The 25,641-nt window shown below is 68.4% G+C and carries 27 protein-coding genes; 12 read left to right on the plus strand and 15 right to left on the minus strand.

Annotation, left to right across the window (positions count from 1 at the left end):
- Window positions 1–83: 83 nt before the first annotated feature.
- The 3 genes from OD997_RS01110 to OD997_RS01120 form a co-directional block, all read right to left on the minus strand.
- Window positions 84–1,022, minus strand: coding sequence for an endonuclease/exonuclease/phosphatase family protein (locus OD997_RS01110; RefSeq protein WP_434329987.1), 939 nt, complete (start codon window positions 1,020–1,022; stop codon window positions 84–86).
- Between the two features lie 147 nt (window positions 1,023–1,169).
- Window positions 1,170–2,492: a bifunctional o-acetylhomoserine/o-acetylserine sulfhydrylase gene (locus tag OD997_RS01115; RefSeq protein WP_434329988.1), complete on the minus strand. Its 1,323-nt coding sequence runs from the start codon at window positions 2,490–2,492 to the stop codon at window positions 1,170–1,172.
- Between the two features lie 144 nt (window positions 2,493–2,636).
- The gene (locus OD997_RS01120) at window positions 2,637–3,227 is read right to left on the minus strand and encodes a TetR/AcrR family transcriptional regulator (protein WP_434329989.1); all 591 of its coding nucleotides are present in this window, start codon (window positions 3,225–3,227) and stop codon (window positions 2,637–2,639) included.
- Window positions 3,228–3,261: 34 nt separating this feature from the next.
- Here OD997_RS01120 and OD997_RS01125 point away from each other — a divergent pair, with 34 nt between their 5' ends.
- From OD997_RS01125 to OD997_RS01140, 4 genes are read left to right on the plus strand one after another with little or no spacing between them, the layout of a single operon-like run.
- Window positions 3,262–4,236 carry a DMT family transporter gene (locus OD997_RS01125; protein ID WP_434329990.1) on the plus strand — a complete coding sequence of 325 codons (975 nt, stop codon included), beginning with the start codon at window positions 3,262–3,264 and terminating at the stop codon, window positions 4,234–4,236.
- Window positions 4,230–5,012 carry an SDR family oxidoreductase gene (locus OD997_RS01130; protein ID WP_434329991.1) on the plus strand — a complete coding sequence of 261 codons (783 nt, stop codon included), beginning with the start codon at window positions 4,230–4,232 and terminating at the stop codon, window positions 5,010–5,012. Before OD997_RS01125 ends, OD997_RS01130 begins: the two co-directional genes overlap by 7 nt.
- A gap of 3 nt (window positions 5,013–5,015) precedes the next feature.
- Window positions 5,016–5,726: a uracil-DNA glycosylase gene (locus OD997_RS01135; RefSeq protein WP_434329992.1), complete on the plus strand. Its 711-nt coding sequence runs from the start codon at window positions 5,016–5,018 to the stop codon at window positions 5,724–5,726.
- Window positions 5,727–5,730: 4 nt separating this feature from the next.
- Window positions 5,731–6,348: a GNAT family N-acetyltransferase gene (locus OD997_RS01140; protein ID WP_434329993.1), complete on the plus strand. Its 618-nt coding sequence runs from the start codon at window positions 5,731–5,733 to the stop codon at window positions 6,346–6,348.
- Window positions 6,349–6,357: 9 nt separating this feature from the next.
- Here the strand turns inward: OD997_RS01140 and OD997_RS01145 are convergent, their stop codons facing one another.
- The 6 genes from OD997_RS01145 to OD997_RS01170 form a co-directional block, all read right to left on the minus strand.
- A complete protein-coding gene (locus OD997_RS01145) occupies window positions 6,358–7,152 on the minus strand; it encodes an ABC transporter ATP-binding protein (RefSeq protein ID WP_434329994.1) in 795 nt (264 codons plus the stop codon).
- Window positions 7,149–7,940, minus strand: coding sequence for an ABC transporter ATP-binding protein (locus OD997_RS01150; RefSeq protein ID WP_434329995.1), 792 nt, complete (start codon window positions 7,938–7,940; stop codon window positions 7,149–7,151). Before OD997_RS01150 ends, OD997_RS01145 begins: the two co-directional genes overlap by 4 nt.
- On the minus strand, window positions 7,937–8,806 hold the full coding sequence (locus OD997_RS01155; protein ID WP_434329996.1) for an ABC transporter permease: 870 nt from the start codon (window positions 8,804–8,806) through the stop codon (window positions 7,937–7,939). Before OD997_RS01155 ends, OD997_RS01150 begins: the two co-directional genes overlap by 4 nt.
- Window positions 8,803–9,750, minus strand: a complete 948-nt coding sequence (locus tag OD997_RS01160) for an ABC transporter permease (protein WP_434329997.1) — start codon at window positions 9,748–9,750, stop codon at window positions 8,803–8,805. Before OD997_RS01160 ends, OD997_RS01155 begins: the two co-directional genes overlap by 4 nt.
- 13 nt (window positions 9,751–9,763) lie before the next feature.
- A complete protein-coding gene (locus OD997_RS01165; protein WP_434329998.1) occupies window positions 9,764–11,278 on the minus strand; it encodes an ABC transporter substrate-binding protein in 1,515 nt (504 codons plus the stop codon).
- 93 nt (window positions 11,279–11,371) lie between these two features.
- Complete coding sequence (locus OD997_RS01170) at window positions 11,372–12,298, minus strand: alpha/beta fold hydrolase (protein ID WP_434329999.1); 927 nt, start codon at window positions 12,296–12,298, stop codon at window positions 11,372–11,374.
- A gap of 171 nt (window positions 12,299–12,469) precedes the next feature.
- Between OD997_RS01170 and OD997_RS01175 the strand changes: the two genes are divergently transcribed.
- The 3 genes from OD997_RS01175 to OD997_RS01185 are packed head-to-tail and all read left to right on the plus strand — an operon-like array spanning window position 12,470 to window position 14,169.
- Window positions 12,470–12,946 (plus strand): carboxymuconolactone decarboxylase family protein, encoded by a 477-nt coding sequence (locus OD997_RS01175; RefSeq protein WP_434330000.1) that lies wholly within the window; start codon window positions 12,470–12,472, stop codon window positions 12,944–12,946.
- Window positions 12,943–13,665, plus strand: coding sequence for a tyrosine-protein phosphatase (locus OD997_RS01180; protein WP_434330001.1), 723 nt, complete (start codon window positions 12,943–12,945; stop codon window positions 13,663–13,665). The genes OD997_RS01175 and OD997_RS01180 overlap by 4 nt, the downstream gene beginning before the upstream one ends.
- Window positions 13,666–13,698: 33 nt before the next feature.
- Window positions 13,699–14,169, plus strand: a complete 471-nt coding sequence (locus OD997_RS01185) for an SIP domain-containing protein (protein WP_434330002.1) — start codon at window positions 13,699–13,701, stop codon at window positions 14,167–14,169.
- Here the strand turns inward: OD997_RS01185 and OD997_RS01190 are convergent.
- The 4 genes from OD997_RS01190 to OD997_RS01205 form a co-directional block, all read right to left on the minus strand.
- The gene (locus OD997_RS01190) at window positions 14,127–14,609 is read right to left on the minus strand and encodes a Fe-S oxidoreductase (RefSeq protein WP_434330003.1); all 483 of its coding nucleotides are present in this window, start codon (window positions 14,607–14,609) and stop codon (window positions 14,127–14,129) included. The two genes, OD997_RS01185 and OD997_RS01190, sit on opposite strands and share 43 nt — an antisense overlap.
- Window positions 14,606–15,409, minus strand: a complete 804-nt coding sequence (locus OD997_RS01195) for an arginase family protein (RefSeq protein WP_434330004.1) — start codon at window positions 15,407–15,409, stop codon at window positions 14,606–14,608. The genes OD997_RS01190 and OD997_RS01195 overlap by 4 nt, the downstream gene beginning before the upstream one ends.
- A gap of 66 nt (window positions 15,410–15,475) precedes the next feature.
- Window positions 15,476–16,219, minus strand: coding sequence for a PspA/IM30 family protein (locus OD997_RS01200; protein ID WP_053095704.1), 744 nt, complete (start codon window positions 16,217–16,219; stop codon window positions 15,476–15,478).
- A gap of 55 nt (window positions 16,220–16,274) precedes the next feature.
- On the minus strand, window positions 16,275–18,323 hold the full coding sequence (locus OD997_RS01205; protein ID WP_434330005.1) for a TPM domain-containing protein: 2,049 nt from the start codon (window positions 18,321–18,323) through the stop codon (window positions 16,275–16,277).
- A gap of 122 nt (window positions 18,324–18,445) precedes the next feature.
- Here OD997_RS01205 and OD997_RS01210 point away from each other — a divergent pair, with 122 nt between their 5' ends.
- The 5 genes from OD997_RS01210 (at window position 18,446) to OD997_RS01230 (ending at window position 22,520) form a co-directional block, all read left to right on the plus strand.
- A complete protein-coding gene (locus OD997_RS01210; protein ID WP_434330006.1) occupies window positions 18,446–19,285 on the plus strand; it encodes a DUF3097 domain-containing protein in 840 nt (279 codons plus the stop codon).
- 43 nt (window positions 19,286–19,328) lie between these two features.
- Complete coding sequence (gene trmB, locus OD997_RS01215; protein WP_434330007.1) at window positions 19,329–20,054, plus strand: tRNA (guanosine(46)-N7)-methyltransferase TrmB; 726 nt, start codon at window positions 19,329–19,331, stop codon at window positions 20,052–20,054.
- On the plus strand, window positions 20,051–20,944 hold the full coding sequence (locus OD997_RS01220) for a CPBP family intramembrane glutamic endopeptidase (RefSeq protein ID WP_434330008.1): 894 nt from the start codon (window positions 20,051–20,053) through the stop codon (window positions 20,942–20,944). Before trmB ends, OD997_RS01220 begins: the two co-directional genes overlap by 4 nt.
- 27 nt (window positions 20,945–20,971) lie before the next feature.
- Window positions 20,972–21,364, plus strand: coding sequence for a DUF1304 domain-containing protein (locus tag OD997_RS01225; protein WP_434330009.1), 393 nt, complete (start codon window positions 20,972–20,974; stop codon window positions 21,362–21,364).
- Window positions 21,365–21,443: 79 nt separating this feature from the next.
- Complete coding sequence (locus OD997_RS01230) at window positions 21,444–22,520, plus strand: DNA polymerase IV (RefSeq protein WP_434330010.1); 1,077 nt, start codon at window positions 21,444–21,446, stop codon at window positions 22,518–22,520.
- A gap of 18 nt (window positions 22,521–22,538) precedes the next feature.
- On the opposite strand, the gene OD997_RS01235 is transcribed toward OD997_RS01230, so the two are convergent.
- Both OD997_RS01235 and OD997_RS01240 read right to left on the minus strand, forming a co-directional pair.
- Complete coding sequence (locus OD997_RS01235; RefSeq protein WP_434330011.1) at window positions 22,539–22,940, minus strand: RidA family protein; 402 nt, start codon at window positions 22,938–22,940, stop codon at window positions 22,539–22,541.
- An 86-nt stretch (window positions 22,941–23,026) separates the two neighbouring features.
- A complete protein-coding gene (locus OD997_RS01240) occupies window positions 23,027–25,627 on the minus strand; it encodes a X2-like carbohydrate binding domain-containing protein (protein WP_434330012.1) in 2,601 nt (866 codons plus the stop codon).
- Window positions 25,628–25,641 lie beyond the last annotated feature (14 nt).

Genomic DNA, 25,641 nt, shown 5'->3' on the forward strand with positions numbered 1-25,641 from the left:
CCCATTCTCGCCCGGCTCGCGATCCGTCGGACGAACGTTACGGTTCCCGGGTGCGTCGCACGGAGCGGCGTGTACGCGGATCCTCAGCCGGCGAGAGTCGTGACCGTGGCGAGGTGGTCGCTGTTGCCGACGCGCGCCGTCGTCGACTCGAGCACCGTCAGCCCTCGCACGAAGACATGATCGATGCGGGCGAGAGGCAGGGCGGCGGGCCAGGTGAGGCCGAGAGTGCCGTCGGTCGGTCTGACCCAGTCGAGCTGCGAGCGCACGGCGCCGAGAGCGGGGTCGGCCGCTGCCGCGTTGAAGTCGCCCACGACCACGATCGACTCCGCAGGGTCGGCGGCGACGGCATCGGCGATTCCCGAGAGCATCGTGTCGCGCTCCTGCTGCACGCCGGGGCGCACGGATGCCGCGTGCATGACATACACGGCGACGTCGGCATCCGGAGTGTTCACCACGACGCGGAGTGCGCGCTTCCAGTCGAGTCCGAGGGTCAGCGGCTGCGCATCCGCGATCGGATAGCGGCTCCAGACGGCCACCGTGCCGATCGCATACGAGTGCGGATAGGCGGAGGCGAGGGTCTCCTGTGCGGCCTGGAGGCTGTCGCTGTCGAGCTCCGTCAGGGCGATCACGTCGGCGGACATGTCGGCGAGCTCCGCGGCCGAGGCCGCCGCTCCACCCGAGTGGGCGCGCACGTTCTGGCTGACGATCTCGATCGGTGTGCTCTGCGAGGGAGCCGCTGCGGCGAACCCGGGAGCAGACGGCAGCATCGCGAGGGTCCACACCAGGACGGGGGCGAGCAGGACGAGTGTGACGCGACGCGCCAGGAGCAGCGCGAGCAGGACGAGCACGGCGAGGGCGAGTCCGCACCACGGCAGGGCAGCGGCCGCCGCGGTGCCGACGATGCCGGGGACCCAGGTGCACACGATCCCGACGAGGAGCGCCAGGCCGACCACGACGATGACGCGTCCGGCACGTGCGGACGCGCGCCGACGTGCGGTCGGTGTCGTGGTGGCGTCGATCATGAGCTCCTCCGGGCAGGCTTCCCATTTTCGACGCAGGCGTCTGTGCGCCAGCCGAGCGACGAGCCGCAGAGCGCGGGGAAGTCTGGCCCGAACGCGGAAGTGCCCCGAGCCGCAGCCCGGGGCACTTCCTGACATCTCGACGCCGGATCAGGCGCGAGCGGCCTCCGACACGCGGCGAGCCGCAGCGAGAGCCTCGTCGAGGTCTGCCTTGAGGTCGTCGATGTTCTCGATGCCCACCGACAGGCGCACGAGGCCCGGCGTGACGCCGGCGGTGAGCTGCTGCTCGGGCGTGAGCTGGGCGTGCGTGGTCGACGCGGGGTGGATCACGAGCGAGCGCACGTCGCCGATGTTGGCGAGGTGGCTGAACAGCGACAGGCTGTTGACGAACTCGCGACCGGCCTCCACGCCGCCCTTGAGCTCGAACGACAGCACGGCTCCGACGCCCTTGGGAGCGTACTGATTCGCCTTCGCGTACCAGGGGGAGGAGGGCAGGCCCGAGTAGTTGACCGAGGCGACGTCATCGCGGCCGTCGAGCCACTCGGCGATCTCCTGGGCGTTCTGGACGTGGCGCTCGATGCGCAGCGACAGCGTCTCGATGCCCTGGATGAGGTTCCAGGCGCTCTGTGGAGCGATGGCCGATCCGAGGTCGCGGAGCAGCTGCACACGCGCCTTGATGATGTAGGCGAGCGGGTCACCGACGGCCGCGGTGTAGCTGGCGCCGTGGTACGAGGGGTCGGGCTCGGTGAGCCCGGGGAACCGCTCGACGTTCTTCGACCACTCGAACGTGCCGCCGTCGATGATCGCACCGCCGATGGTGGTGCCGTGGCCGCCGAGGAACTTGGTGACCGAGTGCACGACGATGTCGGCGCCGTGCTCGAACGGACGGATCAGGTATGGGGTCGCGATCGTGTTGTCGACGATCAGCGGCACGCCGCCCTCGTGCGCCACGTCGGCGACGGTGCGGATGTCGAGGATGTTGATCTGCGGGTTGCCGATCGTCTCGGCGAAGAAGAGCTTCGTGTTCGGGCGGATCGCGCGGCGCCACTCTTCGGGGTCGTCCTGGTTCTCGACGAAGGTGACCTCGATGCCGAGCTTCGCGAGCGTGTACTTGAACAGGTTGTAGGTGCCGCCGTAGATCGAGCTCGACGACACGATGTGGTCGCCGGCCTGCGCGATGTTCAGGACCGCGAACGTGGACGCTGCCTGGCCGCTGGAGAGGACGAGGGCTCCGGTGCCCCCCTCGAGCGCTGCGAGGCGCTGCTCCAGGACGTCCTGGGTCGGGTTCTGGATGCGGGTGTAGATGTTGCCGAACTCAGCCAGAGCGAACAGGTTCGCCGCGTGGTCGGCGCTGTCGAACACGTAGGACGTGGTCTGGTAGATCGGGGTGGCGCGGGCCTTGGTCACCGGGTCGGGAGCAGCGCCGGAGTGGATCTGCTTGGTCTCGAAACGCCAGGTCTCGGGTGCGGACATGTGTTCCCCCTGGAACTGTTGGAAGGTCGGTTCGACTGATGTCGTTGCAAGCGACAGTACGGAATATCGGCAGGTGTCAACAGTGAGTGGGAAATGTGACGTAATGAACACCGCCTCGACGCGTGCGCGGGGGCGGCCGACCGCTCAGCCCTGCGCCAGCAGTGCCGCCGCCCAGGTCCGGGCGATCGCGAACGGCTCGGTGAACGTCGCCATGCCCACCGTGACGATCGCGCCTTCGTAGAGCAGCATCATCGCCTGGGCCATCGCGCGGGGATCGCGCACGCCGGCCTCGGCGCAGAGCTCTTCGAACACGTCGAGCAGCCAGGCCTTCTGCCGGGAGACCTCCGGGAACACCGGGTGATCGTCGTTGCCCTCGCCGATCTCGGCGCGGGCGTTGATGGCGCTGCATCCTTTGGGGCTGTTCTCATCCGACCAGGAGATCGCGGCATCGAAGATCGCGAGCACACGCTCGGGTCCGGGCTCGGGCGTCCTGGCGAGCTCTGATGCCACGTGGTCGCGCCACCGGGCGTCACGGTGCTGCAGATAGGAGACGACGAGGGCCTCCTTCGAGCCGAAGCGGTCGTAGAGCGTCTTCTTCGTCACCCCGGCGGCCTCGGCGATCGTGTCGACGCCGACGGCATGGATTCCTCGCTCGTAGAAGAGCCGCGAGGCGGCGTCGAGGACGCGTCGCCCTCCCGGGGTCAGGGGGACGAGTTCCGGAACCGGCTGCGTCATGAGAGCGACTATACCAGTCTGTATAGTCGACTTCATGAGTAAACAGATCGGTGTACTTCGTATGGTGGTGACGGTCGCCGCCTCGGCCGCCTTCGTCGTGACCTGGAGCTCGGGCTTCATCATCCCGGCGTTCGCCACCGTCGACGTGTCTCCGCTGACGCTCCTCGTCTGGCGCTTCGTGCCTCTCGCCGTGATCCTCCTCGCTGTCGTCCTGCTCACCGGCGCGGGCAGGGGAGTGAGCGGCCGGGACCTGCGCGCTCAGGCATCGATCGGACTCTTCGCGCAGTTCGGATACTGTGTCGCGGTCTACGGGTCCGTCGCTGCGGGCATCGCGACGGGGACTGTCGCTCTGATCGACGCCGTGCAGCCCCTCGTGGTCGCCGTGCTCGTCGGTCCGGTGCTCGGTCTGCGCGTGCGAGGTTCGCAGTGGGTGGGACTCGGGGTCGGGGCGGCCGGAGTGCTTCTGGTCGTGCGCTCGCAGTTCGGGTCTTCGGATGCACCGCCCGTCGCCTATCTGCTGCCTGCGGTCGCGATGGTGTGCCTGATCGTGGGTACGCTCCTGCAGCGGAAGTCTTCGGTCGACACCGGTGTGCTCCTGACTCTCACGGTCCACGTCACGGTGACAGCGGTGCTGCTGCTGGTGATCGCGGCGATGGCAGGCGCCCTGGTGCCGCCGTCATCGGCGTCGTTCTGGCTCGCGGTCGTCCTGACCGCCGTGTTCCCGACCCTGGCGGCGTACGGCCTCTACTGGTGGCTTCTGCGGCGGGTGGGCATCACCGCACTTCAGGCGCTGCTGTTCCTGATCGCGCCGACCACCTCGCTCGCCGGCGGCATGCTGCTCGGGGAGCCGCTCACCCTCGTCACCGTCGTGGGGTTCGTGCTGTGCGGCATCGGAGTCGCCGTCGTGCTCATCGGCGACTCCCGCACCGATGATGATGACCCGAAATCACGACCCGAGGGCGCGCACCCGCGTTCCCGGCCGGAACATCGTACGGTGGAGGCATGGTGAACAGGCGTGCAGTGGTGACCGGTGCGAGTTCCGGAATCGGAGAGGCGACGGTGCGTGCTCTGCGCGCCCGCGGCTGGGGGGTCGTCGGCGTCGCCAGACGCGCATCCCGTCTGGCTGCGCTCTCGGAGGAGACCGGGGCGTCGACGATCGCCTGCGACCTGACGGACCCGGATGCCGTGGCGGCGCTGATCAGGGAGCTCGAGGCCTCAGGTCCCGTGCACGCGCTCGTACAGGTCGCCGGAGGCGCACGCGGCACCGACCGTGTGGAGAACGCCTCGACCGACGACTGGCAGTGGATGTACGACGCCAACGTGCTCTCCAGCCAGCGGCTGGTCGCGGGGATGCTGCCCCTGCTGCGCCGCGCGGCTTCTGCGGACGGCCACGCGGACACGGTGTTCGTGACCTCGACTGCCGCGCAGGTCGCCTACGCGGGAGGCGGCGGGTACAACGCGGCGAAGGCCGCGCAGTCGATGCTGGTGCATGCCCTGCGCCTCGAATTGAACGGCGAGCCCATCCGCGTGTCGGAGATCGCTCCCGGCATGGTGCATACGGAGGAGTTCACGCTCAACCGTCTCGGAGGCGATGCGGTGGCCGCGGAGGCCGTCTACTCGGGCGTCGAGGCACCGCTGCGCGCCGAGGACGTCGCGGATGTCATCGCGTACGCGCTGGATGCGCCCGGCCACGTGAATCTCGACCTCATCACGATGCGCCCGGTCGCGCAGTCCGCGAACCACCTGCTCGCGCGCGGCCCGCTGCGGGTGCGCCCGATCGACTGACCCGTGGTCGCACGCACTCTCGTCGAACTCGCCTCCGACGGTCTGATCGACCCCGAGTGGGCGGCCGCTCTGGCGCCGGCGCAGGGGGAGATCACGGCGCTCGGTGAGCGCCTCCGCGAGGAGCAGGCTGCGGGACGTGGTTACCTTCCGGCAGGCGACGACGTGCTACGCGCGTTCCGGCGCCCGATGTCGGAGGTCAAGGTGCTGATCACCGGTCAGGACCCGTATCCGACCCCCGGGCATCCGATCGGGCTGTCGTTCGCGGTCGACGGCGATGTTCGTCCGCTGCCTCGCAGCCTGGTCAACATCTACAAAGAGCGGGAGAGTGATCTCGGCATCCCGCCTGCGCCTCACGGCGACCTCGCCGCCTGGAGCGATCAGGGTGTGCTGCTGCTGAACAGGGTGCTGACCGTGCGCCCCGGTGAGGCGGGGTCGCATCGTCGGTGGGGGTGGGAGGCGGTCACCGAGCTGGCGATCCGCAGCCTCGTCGCCCGGGGCAGGCCGCTCGTCGCGATTCTCTGGGGTAAGGACGCAGCGAACCTGCAGCCTCTGCTCGGAGATACGCCCGTGATCTCCTCGGCGCACCCCTCGCCGCTGTCGGCCCGCCGAGGTTTCTTCGGTTCCCGGCCGTTCTCGCGGGCGAACGAGCTGCTCGAGGCGCAGGGGGCGACCCCCGTGGACTGGCGCGTCGAGGGGGAGCCGCGTCTAAGCTGATCGCATGCAGTTCGAGCCCGGTGATCGACGCCGTGTGCTGCCGCGCCATCTGCGCCCGCAGCCCGAGCCCGAGGTGTTCTCGTACTCGATCCGCGCCGCGCGTGCGGGAGACCTCCCGTACGTGCGCGAGATCTACAACCACTTCGTGAGCAACTCCGTCGTCACCCTCGACGAACGACGCAGCAGCATCCCGTACTGGCGGGAGAAGTTCGCCCTGCTGAGCAAGCTCGGACTCCCGTTCCTCGTCGCCGTCTCGCCGGCGGGTGTAGTGATCGGCTATGCGCTCGCCCAACCATGGGCGGGGAAGAACGCCTATCGCTACACCGTCGAGGACTCGATCTATCTGGGGCCGGGCGCCGGCGGCAAGGGGCTCGGGGCTGCGCTGCTGCAGGCCCTCATCGACGCCTGCGAGCAGCTCGGCATCCGTGAGATGGTCGCCGTGATCAGCGACACGAAGGCCGACGCGTCGATCCGACTGCACGCGAAGCTCGGGTTCGTCGAGGCCGGGCGCATGGGCCGTGTCGGGCACAAGTTCGGTCGCGAGCTCGGCACGGTCTACATGAGGCGTGCGCTGCGCCCTTCGAGGCGCCGCAGATTCTTCAGCACGAGCTCCGGTCGATGATGGTCGCGGTCATTCCGGGGGAGCGGGGATGACCGGGATCGCTGCCAGCAGCGTCTTCGTGTAGTCCTGCGTCGGGTGCAGCAGCACCTCTTCCGTGGAGCCCCGCTCGACGATGCTGCCGTCCTTCATCACGACGACCGTGTCGCACAGGTTCTGCACCACCCCGATGTCGTGCGAGACGAGGATGAGGGTGAGGTCGGAGGATCGGCGCAGCTCGATCAGCAGTTCGAGGATCTGCGCACGCACCGTGACGTCCAGCGCGGACAGGGGCTCGTCCCCGACGAGGATGCGGGGCCCGTGCACGATCGCCCTCGCCAACGCGATCCGCTGACGCTGCCCGCCGGAGAACTCGTGCGGATAGCGGTCGCCCATGTCCGACTCGAGGCCCACCTGCTGCAGCACCTCGCCGACCCGGGCTCGGTGGTCGCCCTCGATGCCGAGCGCCCACAGCGGCTCGCGGATGATCTGGGCGGCCGTCATCCGGGGGTCGAGAGACGCGTAGGGGTCCTGGAACACGAGACCGGTCTGCCGACGCAGCCAGTGCAGGGACCGGGCGGATGCCGTGGCATCCACCGCTCTGCCGTCGACCTCGACGGTGCCTGACGTCGGACGGTCGAGTCCGAGCAGCAGCCGGACGAGCGTGGACTTGCCCGAACCGGATTCGCCGATGATGCCGACGGACGAGCCTTCGGCGATGTCGAGGTCTATAGATGCCAGCGCTGTCTGAGTTCTGGTGCGCTCGAACGCCGAATGCTTGGGCACAACGAAGTCCCGTCGAAGGGATCGCGCTTCGATCAGGCTCATCGCCTGCCCCCGTCCGGGCGCCAGAGCGTCGCGGTCGCGTCGCGGAGGAGCCCTTGAGTCACGGATGACATGGGAGCGCTCAGCAGCGTGCTCACCGGCGCGGCTTCGACCACGTGCCCGTCCTCGAGCACGATGCCGTGAGTCGCTACCTGTGCGAGCACGGCGAGGTCGTGGGTGATGAACACGAGCGACATGCCCTGCTCCTCGACGAGCGCCAGCAAGAGCGACAGGATCTCGGCCTGGATGGTGACGTCGAGCGCGGTTGTCGGCTCGTCCGCGATGAGCAGCCGAGGGCGGCAGGCCAGAGCCATCGCGACCGCCACGCGCTGTCGCTGTCCGCCGGAGAGCTGATGCGGATACCGGTCGACGATCGATTCCGGGTCGGGAAGGCGTACGCGAGCGGCTTCCTGGATCGCGCGTTCACGCGCCTCGCGTCGGCCGATGCCCTCGTGGATGCGGATCGATTCGGCGATCTGCCGGCCGACGGTGCGGATGGGATTGAGGGCAGTGCGCGGCTCCTGGAACACGATCCCGATCTCGTCGCCACGGAGTTCTGCGAGCTCTCGGTCGCGCATGCCGATCAGCTCCGTGCCGTTCCAGCGGATGCTGCCGCTCGCCGTCGCACCGTCGGGGAGCAGCCCGAGCACGGCGAGCGCTGTGAGCGACTTGCCGGAGCCGGATTCGCCGATCAGGCCCACTCTGGCGCCGTCCGGCACCTCGAAGGAGATGCCGTCGACGACGGGTCGTCCGTCGATCCTGACGACGAGGTCTTCGACGACGAGACTCATGCGACCACCGCCGGTGTGTGGATCTCCGCCGCGCGGTGTCGCAGGGTCGGGTCGGTGGCCTCGCGCAGACCGTCGCCGAGGAGGTTGAGTGCGAGCACCGTGAGCGTGATCGCGAGCCCCGGCCAGATGACCGAGAGCGGATGCACGCCGATGTAACGCTGCAGGTCGGCGAGGAGCAGCCCCCAGCTGGGTTCGGTGACCGAGGCACCGAAGCCGAGGTACGAGAGCCCGGCCTCGGCGAGCACGGCGACCGCCATCGACCACGACAGCTGCACGATGAACACGGGCGCGACGTTCGGCAGCAGATGGCGTACGAGGCTCTGCGAGGTCGTGAGCCCTGACGCCCGGGCGGCGAGCACGAAGTCGCTCTGCTGCACCCGGCGGAGCTCGGGGCGGGTGACACGCGCGATGTTCACACCGAAGCCGATCCCGACGGACCAGATGACGACCCAGAGCGAACCTCCCCAGACCGAGGAGATCATCATGGCGATGATCAGCACGGGGAACGCGATCAGGATGTCGACGAGCACGGCGACGGTCTCGCGCAGCCACCGGGCAGTCAACGCGCCGAGGGCCGCCAGGGCGATGCCGACGAGCGTGGCGATGATCCCGGCTCCGACGCTGACGAACACCGTGGTCCGCGCACCCGCCATGAGGAGGCTGAGGATGTCGCGTCCGGTGTCGTCGGTGCCCAGCAGGTGCGGCCAACCGGGAACCGCCCAGCGGTTGCGGACGTCGGACTCCTGCGGGTCGAACGGTGTCCACAACAGTGCGACGAGGGCGGTCACCGCGATGATCGCCACGACGATCAGACCGAACCGTCCTGTGGAGGTGCGCCACAGCCTCGGAAGCCAACCGGGCATCATGCCTCCCTCTGGCGGGGATCGATCGCCCGATGGATCAGGTCGACGAGGAACCCGACGACGAGGACGAAGCCGGTGAGCACCAGCAGCTCGCTCTGCACCTTGATCAGGTCACGCGTCCCGACGTCGGCGACCAGCATCCGTCCGATGCCCGGCAGGGTGAAGAGCTGTTCGATGACGACCGAGCCCACGATGATCCCGGCGATCTGGAGTCCCAGGACCGTGATGATCGACAGGCCCACGGCGGGGATGCCGTGGGAGATCAGGGCGCGGGTGCGGGTGAGCCCCTTGGCTGCAGCGGTGCGGACGAAGTCCTGTCCCGCGGCCTGGAGCGTGGCGCTGCGCACGAAGCGCATGAGCATGGCGCCCTCGACGATGCCGATCGTGAGTGCGGGGAGCAACAGCGACTCGATCGCCTGGAGCGGCGTGCTCCACCCCGTGCGGGGGAATCCCTGCGGGGGGAGCCACCCGAGCCACACCGAGAACACGACGATCAGCATCATCCCCGCCCAGACCACGGGCACGGCGGCGAGGGCCTGTGCACCGACGCTGAGGGCGGTGCCGCCGCGGCGGCCGCGCTGCACGGCGGCGAGGATGCCGAAGGGCACCGCGATGAGCACGGCGATCAGCAGCGACATGATGCCGAGTGGCACGGTCACCTGCGCCTTGAGCAGCAGCTCTTCCCCGACGGATGCGCCGGACAGCAGAGACGTGCCGAGATCGCCGCGGAAGATCCCCCCGATCCACTCCGCGTACTGCGCTGGAAGAGGACGGTTGAGACCCAGGGATTCGCGAAGCGCCTCGACCTCGGCGGGGGAGGCCTGCGTTCCGGCGATGAGCTGGGCGACGTCGCCGGGGAACACCCGGAGGGTCAGGAAGATCAGTGCGCTCGACACGAGGAGCCCTGCGATGAGCAGGGCTCCTCTGACGAGCGCGTAGCGGATCACGAAGTGAGCGTCGTCACTTCTCGGTGGCGACGGTGACGCCTGCCAGGTCGATGCGCGAGTTGATCGAGTCCTGGGGGAATCCGGAGACGAGCGGGCTCACAGCCGTGATCGTCGCACCGTTGTAGAGCCAGTCGGCCGCATGATCCTCGGAGACGATACGGGCCGCCTTCGCCAAGAGCTCCGCCGACTTGTCAGGGTCGACCTCGGCGAGTGCGTCGGCGTAGAGGCCCTGCACCTCGGCGTTGTCGTAGCCGAAGTAGTAGTCGGGGTTCGCGAAGTTGCCGAAGTCACGTGGCTCGACGTGCAGCACGAAGCTGAGGTCGTAGTCGTGGTTCGTGTAGACGTCCTCCAGCCAGGTGGGGAACTCGACCGAGTCGACGTCGAGTGTCACGCCGACCTTCTGGAAATCGGAGATCAGGACCTTCGGAACGGTCGTGCCGTAGAAGCTCGGGATCGTGAGCGTCAGCTCGAGATCCTCCTGGCCGGCCTCGGCGAGCAGCTCCTTGGCCTTCTCCGGGTCGTAGGAGATGACGTCGGAGAGGTCCTCATAGCCCGGGTCGAGCTCGGGGATGGGGCCGTACAGGGTCGACCCTGCGCCGACGGCCTCGACGAGACCCTCGTGGTCGATCGCGAGACGCAGCGCCTCACGCACCCGGACGTCGTCGAGGGGAGCCTTGGCGTTGTTGAACGCGAGGGTCGCCTTGTCGGTCGTGCGGCCCGTCGTGAGGGTGAAGTCGCTTTCGAGCTGCGAGGCGAGGTTGGGATCCACGGCGGTCAGGACCTGGATACCGCCGTCGAGTGCCGTGTTCACACCCGCGGTGAAGTCGGGGATGTACTGGAACTCGACCTCGGCCACTCCGGCGGGCTCGCCCCAGTAGGCCTCGTTGCGGGCGAACGTGATCGTGCTGCCCTTGTTCCAGCGGGTGAGGGTGAAGGGCCCTGTGCCGTTCTCCGCGGTCTTGAGATCCGTGGTGTCTCCTGCCTGGAACACGAGCCCTGCGGGCCCGGTGAGGGAGAAGAGGAAGTTCTGGTTCGGCTCGGTCAGCACGATCTGCACGGTCGTCGGGTCGGGCGCGGTGATCGAGGCCACCGAGGCGAACTCGGCGTTGCCCTGCAGCGTGGCGTCCGTGCGGACTGCCTCGTACGAGGCCACGACGTCGGCGGATGTGAGAGCGGTGCCGCTGTGGAAGGTGATGCCGTCGTTCAGCGTGAACGTGTAGGTGAGTCCGTCTTCGGACACCTCGTAGTCGGAGGCGAGGCGCGGGATGATCTCGTTCTCCTGCGTGCGGCTGATCAGGCCCTCGTAGATGTTGTCGATGAGGATCTGCTCGAGAGCAGCACCGCTCGTATGACGGATGTCGAGGTTCGTGGGCTCGAGGACGAGCCCCACCTGCAGCGTGGCATCGGGATCCGGTTCGCCGGTGGGCGCCGTGGTCTCAGGGGCCGCGGTGCCCGTGCAGGCGCTCAGGATGACGGCGCTCGCCGCGATCGCGGAGAAGAGCGCGAGCCGTCGGGTACGTCGGAACATGGGTTGTTTCCTCTCGGTGCGGCAGTTGCTGTGTGCCGGTGGAACGAGCCTAGGGATGTGTCGGGCAGGTGGGGCGGGATGTGGAACGGAACGTCACAATCCGGTGGTCGCGACGCGGTCCGCGATGAGCGCCGCGAGTTGCGCGGGCGCGGTCTCCTGCACGTTGTGCGTCGCCGGGATCGCGATCACGGTCGCTTCGGGAAGACGGCGGGCGAAGTCATCCGCGTCGGCAGCGCTGACGAAGCCGTCGATGGCGCGCACGAGCGTCACCGGGGCTGCCACCTCATCGAGGTCCTGCCACCCTGTGGCGTTGAGTGCCGAGGGAGTGGAGACATCGCCGGGGTCGTGCGCGGCGAGCGCCTGCGCGGCGAGGTGAGCGAAATGGTGCTTCCATTCCACGCGTCCGTCCGGGCGCACTCGCGTGTTGAGGAATACGCCGCGTTCCGTGTCGGGGCGCGCCCCGCCGAAGCCGAAGGCGATCGCGCGATCGACCAGCTCGTCGCGGGTCGCGAAATCGGTGGGGCCCGCATAGAACTCACGCAGAGCGGCAGGGCCGGCCGAGGTGTCGATGCCAGGGGTGATGTCCACGACGATCAGCTCGGCGACGAGGTCAGGGCGCGCTGCGGCCACGGCCGCCCCGGTGAGGCCGCCGAGGGACTGCCCGACGAGGATCTGCGGCCGGTCGGTCCAGGCGTCGAGTGCTGCGGCGACATCCACGGCGAGCGTTCGAGGGGTGTAGTCGGCATCGTCGCGCCACGAGGAGTCGCCGTGCCCCGCGAGATCGATCGCCAGCACGCACTGCTGCAACGAGAGAGCTGTCGTATCCCAGGTGTGCGCGTTGAGGCCGGCCCCGTGCAGGAACGTGATCTGCGGCGATCCGCTGCCGTAGCGGACACCGCTCACATGGCGACCGTCCGCGAGCGGCAATGTCAGCCGCTCGCTCGGAGGAACGGGAACGCCCAGCGCCTCGGCCTGTGCGGGAAGATAGCTGAACTCGGTGATGTCGATCGCCACCTCCATATTCTGCTCTGAGAAACGCATCTGCGGGAAATGCGGGATCATAATGACAAGAGATGGCGCCGTGTGAACGCGCATTAAGCGGATTATTTGTGTGTTAGACATGGCGATCTGCATTCTCGTTCGCATCGGTGAGTCCGCCGAGACGCCCGCACAACGGAATATCATTGAGGTATGAGCGAGACGCGAGTGCACCTCTCCAAGACCGAGCCCGCCGCCTATCAGGCGCTCGATGCATTCTCTCGGACGGTGGGCGAGATCTGCGCGACGAACGGCATCGACGATCGCCTCAAAGAGATCGTGATGATCCACTGCTCGCAGCTGAACGGATGCGGCTACTGCACGCGAATCCATGTCGATCGCGCGGTCAAGGCAGGGATCGACACGGACACACTCATGCAGATCGCCACCTGGCGCGAGAGCGGCGTCTTCAGCGAACGGGAGGAGGCGGCGCTCGAGCTGGCCGAGGCCTTCACCTTCATCTCGGAGGACGGGATCTCGGATGACCTGTACAACCGCGTCGGTGCCGTCTTCACCGAGAAGGAGTACGCCGCCCTGAGCTGGGCCTGCGTGTCGATCAACGCTTTCAACCGCGTCGTCATCGCCGGCCGTTACCCGGTTCCGCCCCGGTCCCCGCAGGCGCAGGCATGACCGTCCTCGACTTCGACGGCGTCAACAACGTCAGGGACGTCGGAGGCATGCCTGCCGAGGGCGGGCGCATCCGCTCAGGCATCCTGCTGCGCTCAGGTCAGCTGTCCGGGGCGACGAACGCGGGCGTCGATGCGGTCCGCGAGCGGGTCGCCCACATCGTCGATCTGCGGGACGGCGAGGAGGTCGCAGCCGAGCCGACCGAGATCGACGGTCCCGATACGACGCACCTTCCGCTGTTCCTCGGGTCGGTCCGTTCGTTCTTCGAGACGGACACCAGCCTGGAGGATCTCTACCTGCACCTTCTCGAGGAGAGCGGTGAGAGGCTCGTCGCGGCCATCCGCATCATCGCGGCGGGGGAGCCGACGCTCGTGCACTGCACGGTGGGCAAGGACCGCACCGGGGTGACTGTAGCCCTCGCGCTCGCAGCCGTGGGCGCAGACCGAGACGCGATCATCGAGGACTACGCGCTCACCGAGTCGCAGCTCCCTGTCGAGAGATCGCAGCGGATCGCCGCCTACCTCCGGTCTCAGCATCCCGAAGCGGTGCACGCGGTGGCGCTGGCCACGCAGTCACCGGCGCCGGTCATGCGCGCCCTGCTCGACGGGGTCGACGCACGGTGGGGATCTGCGGCGGGCTACCTCCGGGAGAACGGGATGTCGGATGCCGAGCTCGACGCCCTGCGCGCTGCTCTCGTGGAACCGGTCGCCGACAAAGGTTAGGCAACCCTTCACGTGGTGTACCATGGAAGCATCATGGAGACCTTCCTCGAGACCCGCAGCACGCGCGCCGAGCGCCGCGCCGCGCGTCGTCGCGCACACCACCTGGTGACGGCTGACGAGCACTCGCTCGCCGAACTCGAGGTGTTCCTCGCGACTCTGCCGCTGTGCGCATCCGGTCGGATCTTCATCGAGGTCGCAGAGGCATCGGATATCGGCATGATCGATGCACCCGGCCGTATGACGGTGACGTGGCTGGCTCGGGGAGAGCGCTCGGGCGCTCCCGGAACGGGTCGTGCGTGCGCACCGGGACAGGCGCTCGCCCGAGCGACCTGCGCCTGGGCCGACGAGATGCTGTGCGACGACGAGCTCGAGACCCACGTCACGCTGCTGGGTGGATACCTCGGTACCGCCGACATCGTCGAGCACCTCACCGGATCACTCGAGATCCAGCCCGCGCAGATCTACGCACCCGAGCGCTTCGGGCTTCTTCCCTCCGAGCGCTGAGGAGCGGTCGTCCTGCGCACATAGTTGCCGTCTTCCAGCCCCGCCTCGATCTCGAAGCGGTTGTGGAGCGGATCCCGGCCGGCGAACAGATACAGCACCGGCAGCAGGATGCCGTAACGCAGCCACTGGGCCTTGTGCACCGCCTCATGGCGAAGCACGGCATCGGTCGGTCGGACATCGCCGGTGAGGAAGCACCCGCCCACGCACACCCCGCCGCGGTTGAACGTCCAGTTCGGCATGCCGCGGAAGACCCACAGGCCCGCCCGGCGCTCGACGGGACCGGTGCTCCACAGCGATCCCCACACCCAGCCGACCGCCGTTCCCCACCAGTAGCCGATGCGACTGATGGGGGACCGCAGGAGGAACGACGGGATGCGGCGGTCGAACCGGCGACCCCGTTCGAGGGCGCGTTCTGCCGCAGGGCGCCAGTCCTCGGTCATGCGACCGCTCCGACGAGTCGCAGCAGTGCCCCGAGATCCTCGACCGCGTCGGCCGGTGAGCGCGGGGCGAATCCCGCGATCGTCGCGCCGGCCAGCGGAACGCGTGTGCGGAGAGCGCGGACCGCCGCGCTCAGGGTGGCAGGAGCGAGCCCGAACGGGGAGGCAGAGGAGACACCTGCAATCTCGGCCGGATCCAGCACGTCGACGTCGATGTGCACCCAGACCCGACTCGCGCCGGTCGCCACGACGGCGGCGGCAAGCGCATCGGCGTCGTCGAGGTCTGTCACCGACAGCTGGGTGAGGTCGTCGATCGCGGCGACCTCGGCGTCGTCGAGGTCGCGCATCCCGACGGTGATCACCCGGTCGCGCGGGATGCCGGGGGAGAGCGCGAGCTGCGGCTCTCCTTCACCGAGCACCGCTCGCAGAGCCATGCCGGAGAACGCACCGGACGGCGACGTCTCGGGTGTGTTCATGTCGGCGTGCGCGTCGCACCAGACGACCGCGAGATCGTCGGTGCCGCCGGGAAGCGCAGCGAGGGCCGCGACGGTGACGCTGCAGTCTCCGCCCACGACGACCGTGTCGACCGTCATCGCCGCGTCGACGAGCTCGCGAGTGCGCAGCAGGGCGCTGAGTCGGCGGACGCCGGTGCCGAGTGACTCTCCGGCCTCGACGGGCACATCGAGCACGGTGGTCGACGCGCGAGGAAGATCTCCGGCGATCGCCGACGCGCCGTCGACGAGGAGCATCGCGCGCGGTGCAGGGGAGCCCTGCCACTGCGGGACGACGAGGAATCGCACCATGGGTGCCTCCAGCTATGAAAGAGCGGATGCCCCGGACACGCTGGTCCGAGGCATCCGCGAGGTGTGTCAGGAACCTTCGATGGCCTGACGGGGGGCGGAGCCGCCCGCCTTCAGCTCGGCGAGACGCGCCTCGACCTCGGTGAGCTCGCCGAGGTCCTCGAGGCTCTCGAACTGTGCGTCGAGGCTGGAGGCTGCGAGCTCGATCTTGCCCTGAGCGAGAGCCTCCTGGCGACGGACCTTGTCTTCGAAACGGCCCAGCTCGCTGGTCGGGTCGAGGACGTTGATCGACGAGACCGCGTCCTGCACCTTGGTCTGCGCCTCGGCGACCTTGGCGCGGGCGAGGAGCTCGCTGCGCTTGTTCTTCAGCTCGCCCAGCTTGTCCTTCATGCCGTTGAGGCCGGACTTCAGCTTGTCGACGATCTCGGTCTGAGCGGCGATCTGCGGCTCGGCACCGGTGGCCTCGCGCTCGGCGCTGATCTGGCGCTGGAGTGCGATCTTGGCGAGGTTGTCGAACTTGTCCGCATCTGCGGCATCGCCGGTTGAGCGCATCTCGTCGGCCTTGCGGCTCGCGGCGAGTGCCTTGTTGCCCCACTCCGTGGCCGCCTGGACGTCCTCTTCGTGGTCGCGCTCGAGGAGACGCAGGTTGCCGATGGTCTCGGCGATGGCCGATTCGGCGTCGGCGATGCTGTTCGTGTAGTCACGGACGAGCTGGTCGATCATCTTCTGCGGGTCTTCCGCAGAGTCCAGGAGCGAGTTGATGTTCGCGCGGACGAGGGTCGAGATACGTCCGAAGATGGACTGCTTGGTCATGCGTGGTTCCTTTCAGAGGGTCGGACTCGATGTCTGGGGTCGTGATGTGTGCGGTTCAGAAGCGTCGCCCTCCCGAACGGCCGCTGCGGCCGCTGGAGCGGCTGCCGCCGCCTCCGCCGAAACCGGAGCTGCGGAATCCGCCGCCGCCGCTGGATCGCCAGCTGCTGCTCCGGGAGGATCCGCCGCCTCCGCCGCCTCCGGAGAGGAGGCCGCCGATGATGCCGCCGAGGATGTCGCCGCCGAGGCCGGAGCCTCCCGAACTGCCACCACCGCCGAAGATGCTGCCGCCACCGCCGCCCCAGCCGTTCTGATAGCTGCTCGGGCTCATCGCCGCGACATCGGCCTGCGCCGAAGACGTCGCCTGGCGGGCGAGATCGAGGGCACGACCCGCCTCGGTCAGCGCCGCCTCGGGGTCGGTGGCACGCAGGTTCAGTGCCTGTGTCAGGGTGGCTTCCGCCTGCGAGAGGCGAGTGCGCGCGGTGGATCCCACGGTGCCGCGCCGCGTCTCGATGTACTCGCGCGCGGCGCGGATCTCGGACCCCGCCTGCGTCAGCGTCTGCTCGAGCATCTGCTGGGCTCGTCGGGCTCGCTCGACGGCCTGGGTTCCCTGCGCGATCGCCGCGTCGATCTGGGTGTTCGCCGCGGTGAGCGCCTCGAGCACCCGCTGAGGGCTGCGTGAGCTGCCGGCCAGAGCGGCCTGTGCCTGCTGCAGCTGCTGCGAGGTCGCCGCGGCTGCCGAAGACAGAACGCCACCCGTGTCCGGAAGCTGTTGCGCGGTGGCGATGTCGGCCTGCAGCTCGGCTACCAGAGCCTGGGCCTGCGCCTCGATGTTCGCGAGTTCGGCGCCCAGCGCCGTGATCGCCTGCACCAGCTGCGTCGCCTGGGCTACCGACTGCTCGGCTGTGCGGATCGCGAACGCCGCCTCTCCTGAGCGCCCTGCACCGATCGCCTGGGCGGCGGCCTCGATGGCGCGGTCGGCGAGCGCGGCGCGCTCCTGAGCCTGCGCCGGATTGTCGGCGACAGTCGCGAGTGCGGCCTGATCGTATGCGGCGGAGAGCGCCGAGAGTGCAGGGGTTGCGCTCAGGAGCACGGGGTCGAGCGCCGCTCGCTCTCCGCGCACGCGTTCGAGCTCCTGCGGCGCGTTCTGCTCGAGCTTGCGGAGTTCGTCGAATGCCTCGGTGTTGTCGTCGAGAACGTCGTCGATCTCGTCGCACAGCTGGATGATGCGGATGTGCCACGCGCGGCGGTCGTGAACGGTGTCCTCGATCTCGTCGTCGAGCTTCTGCTTGAGGTCGAAGGCCTCGGACATCTTCGCCTTCGCGGTCTCGACTGCTCCGCTGAACGTCGAGGTCGCCCCCTCGCCGAACTGAGCGACGGCGAAGCCGAGCTCTTCTTTGCTCGACGTGATGGCGTCATCCGCCTGCACGAGCGCGGCGCCTGCCTGGGTCTGCACCTGCTCGTCGGTCAGCGTGGAGAACGGATCGTTCGGATCCGGTCTCTCGGGCATCGCGCCGCGGCGTCGGATCTCGGCGTTGCGCTTCGACCGGCGGATGAGCGCGACGATCACCCAGACGATCAGACCGAGAGCGATGATCCCGACGACGATGAGAGTGGCGCGGATCGCCCCGGCTCCGCCGTCGCCCTGGATCTCATCGGCCGCGAGCGTGATCGCGCCGTCCCAGTCGTTCTGCGCGGCCAGGCTCTGGATCTTGTCCTCGACATCGTCGAGCTTGCTGTCACTGAGCGGTCCGTCGGGGGCCGCGGAGATGTAGTAGCTCCGGCCCTCGACCGCGATGGCGAGCAGGTACTGCTCGGATCCGAGGTTGTTGTTCTCGGCGACGGTGTCGGCCCACTCGACGTTGTCGGCGGGGGAGGTGAAGTCGTCGACGAGCACCACGAAGAGGTCCGCGGAGGAGTTGTCACTGAGAGTCTGCAGTCGCGCCTCGAGCGCATCCTCTTCGCTGGGAGACAGGACCCCGGCGTCATCGGTCACGTACCCGGAATCGAGTGTGAGCGGATCGGTCGCGGAGGCGGCGGATGCGGAGAAGGCCCCCGCTGCGGCAGCCGCGGTGAGTGCGGCCAGCGCCAGCCACCGTGTCTTCATCGTGTTCCCTCCGACCGGCAGCCGAGCCCCATGGCACGAGTCTATGCACACAGGCCGACACGCGACAGCATCCGAGCGGCGATAGCCGTTCGCCCTCAGCGGAGACACATACGCTGGAGGGCATGGACGACAGGTACGGATCGGATGTGCTCGCGGCTGGTTGGCGGGAGCGCGCGGCGAAGCCGGTGCCTCAGGTGCCCGCCGACATCGATCTCGTCGTCGAGGTCGCGGACGACGGCTACTGCGGTGCGGTCACACGCGTGCAGGGCGGGAACGTCGAGCTCGAGGATCGGCTCGGACGCAAGCGACTCTTCCCTCTCGGCGGCGGATTCCTGATCGACGGAGCGCCCGTTCGGCTCACCGCCCCCGCCCCGAAAGAGCAGGGCGCGAGGCGTACGGCATCCGGATCCTTCGTGGTCTCCGACCAGCGCGCCCGGATCGCCCTGCCCAGTCGCATCCTCGTCGAGGGAAAGCACGACGCGGAGCTCGTGGAGAAGGTCTGGGGAGCGGACCTGCGTGTCGAGGGCGTCGTCGTCGAGTTCCTGCAGGGAGTCGATCTGCTCGACGAGCTGCTCGCCGCGGAGCCGCCCACCGCGACCCGTCGCTACGGAGTGCTCGTCGACCACCTGGTTCCCGGCTCGAAGGAGTCGCGCATCGCGGAGGCGGTCGCCCGCGGCCCGCACGGGCGGCACGTGCGCATCGTGGGTCACCCCTTCGTCGACGTCTGGCAGTGCGTGACACCGCGTGCGCTGGGGATCGCGAAGTGGCCGGAGATCCCGCGGGGCACCGACTGGAAGACCGGCATCTGCCGCGCGTTCGGCTGGCCGCACGAGACGCAGGGCGACACCGGGCGCGCCTGGCAGCACATCCTGTCGAAGGTGCACACCTATCGGGATCTGGAACCGGCGCTGCTGGGTCGGGTCGAAGAGCTCATCGACTTCGTGACGGCTCCGGCCGGGTGATCTCCGGTCCGTGACGCCAGGCGCCGCCGACTACCCTGGAAGCATGCCCGAACCCCGAACTTTCCGTGACGAACCGGTGTCCTTCGTGCGCCGCAGCGGGCGGATGTCCGACGCGCAGGAGCGAGCCTTCGCCGAGCTCGGCCCGCACTACCTCCTCGATGTGCCGCGCGATGTCGCCTGGACCTCGGTGCACCCTGAGGCTCGACTCGACCCGAGCGTCGAGTACGGCCGCGATGCGGACCTGTACGTCGAGATCGGATCCGGTCAGGGACACGCGATCGTGGCTGCCGCATCGTCTCGTCCGGACGACGACTTCCTCGCCGTCGAGGTCTTCCGCGCCGGCCTCGCCCGCACGATGCTGGACGCGGATCGCGAGGGTGCCCGCAATGTGCGCGTCGTCGAGGCGAACGCGCCCGAGGTGCTCTCGTCGTACCTGCCGGAGGCTGCGGCCGCCGAGGTCTGGATCTTCTTCCCCGACCCATGGCACAAGAAGAAGCACACCAAGCGTCGTCTCGTGCGATCCGGATTCGGCGAGACCGCCGCGCGGGCGCTGCGCGACGGCGGCCTCCTGCGACTCGCCACCGACTGGGAGGACTACGCGCTGCAGATGCGCGAGGTGCTCGATGCCGATCCGCTGTTCGAGCGCGCCTTCGACGGCGAATGGGCCGAGCGTTTCGACGGACGGGTGATGACCGCCTTCGAGCGCAAGGGGATCGCCAAGGGGCGCGACATCCGCGACCTCGTGTACCGGCGAAAGCCGCGCGCGTGACCGACGTGCAGAGCAGGTCAGCGACCTGGCCGGCTGTGATCCCCGCACTTGTGGTCTGTGCAGCGGCGCCGGCCTTCTTCGTCCTCGAGACCGCCTGGCTCGGCTGGGCGCTGCTGGCACTCGGCGTCGGGGGAGCGTGGCTGGTCGAACGCGGACGTCCGGTGGTCGCCGATCAGGCCGTGAGTGTGGGATCCCGACACGAGACTGCTCGTGTGATCGGAGTGAGCCGTCAGCCCTCGCCCTCCCGTGACCTCTCCCTGATCGCCCTGGGCATGCTCATCGTGAGTGTGATCCCGCTCGCAGCCGAGCTCGACAACCTCGCCATGCTGCGCTTCACGCTCGCCCTCGGCGGCGCGGTCGCGGTGCCGTACGTGGTGTCACGCTTCATCTTCCGCGACCGCGCGATCAGCTTCCCCTGGCGCACGCACCAGAGATGGGGTCGCTTGCAGTGGGGATGGCTGGTCGCGGTGCTGGTGCTGGGCTGGCTGATCCTGCCGTTCTACTTCATCACCAGCGGCGTGTATCAGAACTGGCCGGTCGTCGACTCGCCCGACCTCATCGCCCGGCTCTTCGTCGGCGTCGGCGCGGTCGGCATCTGGGACGAGCTCTTCTTCATCTGCACGGTGTTCGCCCTGCTGCGTCGCCACTTTCCTGATGCGCTCGCGAACGTCCTGCAGATGATCGTGTTCGTCTCGTTCCTGTGGGAGCTCGGCTACCGCGAGTGGGGACCGCTGCTCACGATCCCGTTCGCGCTGCTGCAGGGGTTCATCTTCGTGCGCACGCACTCGCTCGCCTACGTCGTGACGGTGCATCTGCTCTTCGATGCGGTCGTGTTCGCCGTGCTCGTGCACGCCCACAACCCCGGACTCCTGCCGATCTTCCTGCTCTAGGGTTCCACGGGTCGATACGATCGACTCATGCTCATCGTCGGACTCGTCCTCGCCGCGGCCGCTGCCGCGTTCCACGTCTTCATCTTCGCGCTCGAGTCGCTGAAGTGGACCGAGCCCGAGACGAGGAAGATCTTCGGAGTCGCCAGCGAGGCCGATGCCATCACGATGAAAGCGCTCGCCTTCAACCAGGGGTTCTACAACCTCTTCCTGGCGCTGACCGCCCTGCTCGGTGTGGGCTTCGTGATCATCGGATTCACGACGGTCGGCCTGACGTTGGTGTTCGCCGGTACCGGCATGATGCTGGCCGCGGCCCTCGTGCTCGTGCTCTCCGACCCGTCGAAGCTTCGCGCGGCAGCCACGCAGGGCACTCTGCCGCTGCTCGCCGTGATCGCGACGGCGATCGGTGTCGCTGTCGGCTGAACAATCCTGCTGAACCCTGATGGGCGCTGCTGCGCACGCACGGGGTGACAACCCGGCGGACTGGGGCCACACTCGAGGCATGACCGACTGGGTGCTGCACGTGGACATGGATCAGTTCATCGCTGCGGTCGAGGTGCTGCGCAGGCCCGAACTCGCCGGCCTCCCGGTGATCGTCGGGGGCCGCGGTGATCCGACCGAGCGCGCGGTCGTGTCGACGGCGTCGTATGAGGCCCGAGCGTTCGGCATCGGGTCGGGCATGCCGCTCAAGATCGCGGCGCGGAAGGCGCCGGAGGATGCCGTGTTCCTCCCCGTCGACCATGAGGCTTATGAAGCCGCATCGACCGAGGTGATGTCAGCGCTGCGCGCGCTGCCCGGTGTGGTGCTCGAGGTCATCGGCTGGGACGAGTGCTTCCTCGGGGTTGAGACCGATGACCCGGAGAGTGTGGCACGCTCGGCTCAGGCCGCTGTGCTCGAGGCGACAGGACTCCACTGCTCGGTGGGAATCGGCGACAACAAGGTGCGCGCGAAGATCGCGACGGAGTTCGGCAAGCCACGAGGGGTGTTCCACCTCACCCGTGAGAACTGGTTCGAGGTGATGGGCGACAGGCCGACCCGTGATCTCTGGGGGGTCGGGCCGAAGGTGCAGAAGAGGCTCGCGGCGCACGGAATCGAGACTGTGCGAGAGCTCGCGGATGCCGACGAGGACCTGCTCGTCTCCGAGTTCGGACCGCGGATGAGCGTCTGGTATCACGGACTCGGATCAGGTCTCGGGCCGACTGCGGTCGATCCGACGCCGTGGGTGGCGCGGAGCCACAGCCGCGAGACGACCTATCAGCAGAACCTCACCACGCCCGCCGAGATTCAGGCCGCGCTCGCGGAACTCGCCGGTCATGCCTTCGACGACTGTGCCGACGAGGGGCGGGCAGTCGTGCGTGTGCACCTCAAGGTGCGATACGCGCCGTTCGAGACGAAGACCTTCGGACGCAAGCTTCCGTCTCCGACCGCAGAGCGTGACGAGGTGATCGCCGCCGCTCTCGCCCTCGGAGCCACGCTCGATCCGCAGCGCGAGGTGAGACTTCTCGGCGTGCGCGCGGAGATGACGATGCCTGACCGCGGCGACTCGGCTGAGCGCACGCCGGTGCGCGGCAGGATCTGAGTCGTCCGCCCACGCCTATCACTCGCGGATGACGGCGGCCACCGCGCTCACCTCGATGAGGGCCCCCGGCACGCCGAGCCCTGCGACGAGTGCGGCGGTGACCAGGGGAGGAGCGCCGTCTCGCGCGAGCGTCGAGGCGACGGCACCGTAGGCGGCGCGGAGGTCGGCGTCCTGGTGGATGTGGATGGTCCAGCTCACGACGTCGTCGAGGCCCGCGCCCGCGGACTCCAGGGCGACGCGAGCGTTCTGGACGGCCCGGAGCGACTGCTCGGCGGCATCCGTCGAGACGAGTGCTCCGGTCTCGTCGACGCCGTTCTGACCGCCGACGAGGATCGTCGTCGCCCCTGCGGGGATGACGGCGACATGGCTGAAGGCGGGACTCACGACGAGTCCTGCCGGCTGTGCGAGTGTGATCTCCATGCGCCGATTCTGCACCCGGGTGCAGACATCCGCACCCGGGTGCGGGAGAACTGACGGGGCGGGCTCGGAGCCCGCCCCGTCAGCGCTCAGCCGACCTTCTTGACCGTGTACCGGAAGACATCCGTGCGGAGCACGTCTCCCGACGTCTTCACTATCTCGATCGTGTGAGCCTTGTCCTTCAGCCCGGAGACCGCGAACAGTTCCTGATTCGAGACCCGTGAGTCGGCGTGGGTGTCGACGCTCTCGACCTTCTCGCCGTCGATGTAGACATCGACCGTGCCCTGGTCCGGCCCCTTCGGGCCGAGCCATGAGACGCCCGTTCCACGGAACGTGAACGACACCGAATCGCCGTCCGCGGTCGTGGCGTGCACATCATCGAGGTGGTCTCCGGAGAATCCGAAGTCCAGCGTCGCATCCCCGACGGGGAGCGTGGCGAGGTACGACGACGTCAGGGTCACCGTGGCTACCGACAGCGTGTAGTCGACGTCGCGCTCGAGCGGCTCGCCGCCGATGCTGATCGATACGAGCTCGCTCGGGTCGCGCAGCACATCGACCGTGACGTCGGCGGGCGCGGCCTTGTTGAACGCCCCCGACGCGGTGCTCAGCTGGCTGTCGAGGGTGACGACCAGTTTGTCGAGGAGCATGAACGACCCGGACTTCTTCACCACACGCAGCGTGTGGCTTCCGCTCGGCAGATCGGCCACGCTGTATACGACCTGCTGCGACAGCCGGCCGTCCGCGGCGGGCAGCGACGTGTCGACCGTCTCGACGATCTGACCGTCGAGATACACCTCGACCTCGCCCTGGGATTCGTGCTTCTCCGTGACGTACTGGATGCCGGTGCCCTGGAAGGTGTACTCGAAGGCCGCGCCGTTCGTCTCGACATAGTGCACGTCGTCTGCGTGATCGCCGAGCCCTCGGTTGTTGCTGTACCCCCATGATCCGCTGTAGCCGATGCGGGAATCGCTGTCGTTCAGCGTCACCGTGAGCCCGGTTGCGGGAGGTGTGGGCGTTCCGCCGCCGGGGGTGTCGGACACCGCGACCGTGAACGGCTGGGAGGTCGCGGGGACCTCGTTGCCGTTGTTGCGCACCCAGTCGCCGGCGTAGCCGACGCGAAGCGAGTCGTCGTTGACAGTGAGCACGGACTGCTTCTCGGGGGTCACCTTCAGCAGACGCACTCCGTGGATCGGCACGCTCTCGGCGGTGAAGGCGTCTGCTTCGGAGCCCAGGTTCTTGCCTGCCCAGAGGTCGCGCACCTTCGCGGATCCGTCGAGTCCGATGTCGGACCAGTCGACGGTGATGTCGGCGTCGGCGCGACCGAGGTTGTACAGCGCGACGGTGTACGTGCCGTCAGGGTTCAGCGAGTACCAGACCTGCTGCTTCGTCGCCGTCGAGACCGGACGCGCGGGCACGCCCGCCTGGTTCACGGCGATGACCTCGCGGTTCGTGATCAGCTCCAGACCGTACTGGTCGAGGTCGGTCATGTCGTTGCCCAGGTACATCGGCGCAGCCGACGTCGCCCACAGAGTGGTCGCGGTGCGACGCTCGTCGCGGGTGAGCCCGTCCATCTTGCCGTTGCCGACGTTGAGGGAGTCGAGGTCGTTCCATCCGGCGGGGCCGGCGTGGCGCCACCAATCGGAGAGACGCGGGAAGAGACGCGCGACGTTCTCCCACGTGGTCAGCGCCTCATCGCCGCAATAGCACTCGACGTCCCAGTCGACGCGCCATCCGTCGGCGTACTGCTTCCAGTAGTCGGCGTAGTTGATGTCGACGGCCCAGGACAGCTCGAACCAGATGTCGTTGCGCTTCAGCGCCTGCGACCAGGCGGCGACCTCTTCGCGGGCATCCATCGACAGGTCGCCGATGCCCGATCCAGGGGTCACGCTGTCGAACTTGATGAAGTCGACGCCCCATTCGCCGAGGAGGTCGGCGATCGAGTCGATGTACTTCTGCGTGCACGGGTTGTCGAAGTCCAGTCGATAGCCGAATCCCCAGTAGTCGCCCTGCTGGAGGGGCTGCTTGAGGAGATTCTCGGTCGTGCAGCCGGGAGCGTTGTAGATGGGGAGGGCCTTCTGCGCGGTTTCGAGACTCATCCCGGGGATCAGGTAGAGCCCGACCTTCTGGCCGTTGTCATGCACATGATCGATGACAGCATCGAGCCCGTCGGGGAACAGGGTCGTGCTGGGGGTCGGGCGGCCGTATTCGTCCTGCCCGCCGTTCCAGCCCGCGTCGATGTTGATGTACTCGTATCCGAACTCCTGCAGCTTGTCGTGCATGGCGTCGGATTGCGCCATGATCTGGTCGGCCGTGATCCATTGGCCGCCCTCGTACACCTGCATGCTGTAGCTGCTCCAGCCCATGTAGGGCTTGGCGGACAGGGGCGAGATTCCCTCATCGGACGGCGGGGTGCGTCGAGCATCCTTCGCCGGGGGCTGCTCGGGCGAGGTCGTCGATTCCGTCGGCGTCGGGGACTCGTTCGGAGCGGGGCTCTCGGTCTCCTCGACCTCCGGTGGCTGTGTCACGGCCTCGGTCGGGGTCGCCTCGGGCTCGGGCGTGGTCGAGGCCGAGGGGTCGGGGGTCGCCTCGGTGGCCCAGCCCGCGCCGGGGGCGAGGGTGAGTGCGAGCGCGGTCGCGGCGAGCGCCGCGGTGATCGAGGCCGCTCGCCTTCTCTGTCGATGGGTCTTCATTGCTTTTCCTCTCG

It is taken from the genome of Microbacterium sp. CGR1 (assembly GCF_051062835.1).
In the GTDB taxonomy this organism is placed as follows: domain Bacteria; phylum Actinomycetota; class Actinomycetes; order Actinomycetales; family Microbacteriaceae; genus Microbacterium.

Bases quoted from the DNA above. Each gene is read 5' to 3' on its own strand.
- OD997_RS01110 (WP_434329987.1), bottom strand. From the start codon at position 1,022: ATGATCGACGCCACCACGACACCGACCGCACGTCGGCGCGCGTCCGCA.
- OD997_RS01115 (WP_434329988.1), bottom strand. From the start codon at position 2,492: ATGTCCGCACCCGAGACCTGGCGTTTCGAGACCAAGCAGATCCACTCC.
- OD997_RS01120 (WP_434329989.1), bottom strand. From the start codon at position 3,227: ATGACGCAGCCGGTTCCGGAACTCGTCCCCCTGACCCCGGGAGGGCGA.
- OD997_RS01125 (WP_434329990.1), top strand. From the start codon at position 3,262: ATGAGTAAACAGATCGGTGTACTTCGTATGGTGGTGACGGTCGCCGCC.
- OD997_RS01130 (WP_434329991.1), top strand. From the start codon at position 4,230: ATGGTGAACAGGCGTGCAGTGGTGACCGGTGCGAGTTCCGGAATCGGA.
- OD997_RS01140 (WP_434329993.1), top strand. From the start codon at position 5,731: ATGCAGTTCGAGCCCGGTGATCGACGCCGTGTGCTGCCGCGCCATCTG.
- OD997_RS01145 (WP_434329994.1), bottom strand. From the start codon at position 7,152: ATGAGCCTGATCGAAGCGCGATCCCTTCGACGGGACTTCGTTGTGCCC.
- OD997_RS01150 (WP_434329995.1), bottom strand. From the start codon at position 7,940: ATGAGTCTCGTCGTCGAAGACCTCGTCGTCAGGATCGACGGACGACCC.
- OD997_RS01155 (WP_434329996.1), bottom strand. From the start codon at position 8,806: ATGATGCCCGGTTGGCTTCCGAGGCTGTGGCGCACCTCCACAGGACGG.
- OD997_RS01165 (WP_434329998.1), bottom strand. From the start codon at position 11,278: ATGTTCCGACGTACCCGACGGCTCGCGCTCTTCTCCGCGATCGCGGCG.
- OD997_RS01170 (WP_434329999.1), bottom strand. From the start codon at position 12,298: ATGGAGGTGGCGATCGACATCACCGAGTTCAGCTATCTTCCCGCACAG.
- OD997_RS01175 (WP_434330000.1), top strand. From the start codon at position 12,470: ATGAGCGAGACGCGAGTGCACCTCTCCAAGACCGAGCCCGCCGCCTAT.
- OD997_RS01180 (WP_434330001.1), top strand. From the start codon at position 12,943: ATGACCGTCCTCGACTTCGACGGCGTCAACAACGTCAGGGACGTCGGA.
- OD997_RS01185 (WP_434330002.1), top strand. From the start codon at position 13,699: ATGGAGACCTTCCTCGAGACCCGCAGCACGCGCGCCGAGCGCCGCGCC.
- OD997_RS01190 (WP_434330003.1), bottom strand. From the start codon at position 14,609: ATGACCGAGGACTGGCGCCCTGCGGCAGAACGCGCCCTCGAACGGGGT.
- OD997_RS01195 (WP_434330004.1), bottom strand. From the start codon at position 15,409: ATGGTGCGATTCCTCGTCGTCCCGCAGTGGCAGGGCTCCCCTGCACCG.
- OD997_RS01200 (WP_053095704.1), bottom strand. From the start codon at position 16,219: ATGACCAAGCAGTCCATCTTCGGACGTATCTCGACCCTCGTCCGCGCG.
- OD997_RS01205 (WP_434330005.1), bottom strand. From the start codon at position 18,323: ATGAAGACACGGTGGCTGGCGCTGGCCGCACTCACCGCGGCTGCCGCA.
- OD997_RS01210 (WP_434330006.1), top strand. From the start codon at position 18,446: ATGGACGACAGGTACGGATCGGATGTGCTCGCGGCTGGTTGGCGGGAG.
- trmB (WP_434330007.1), top strand. From the start codon at position 19,329: ATGCCCGAACCCCGAACTTTCCGTGACGAACCGGTGTCCTTCGTGCGC.
- OD997_RS01225 (WP_434330009.1), top strand. From the start codon at position 20,972: ATGCTCATCGTCGGACTCGTCCTCGCCGCGGCCGCTGCCGCGTTCCAC.
- OD997_RS01230 (WP_434330010.1), top strand. From the start codon at position 21,444: ATGACCGACTGGGTGCTGCACGTGGACATGGATCAGTTCATCGCTGCG.
- OD997_RS01235 (WP_434330011.1), bottom strand. From the start codon at position 22,940: ATGGAGATCACACTCGCACAGCCGGCAGGACTCGTCGTGAGTCCCGCC.
- OD997_RS01240 (WP_434330012.1), bottom strand. From the start codon at position 25,627: ATGAAGACCCATCGACAGAGAAGGCGAGCGGCCTCGATCACCGCGGCG.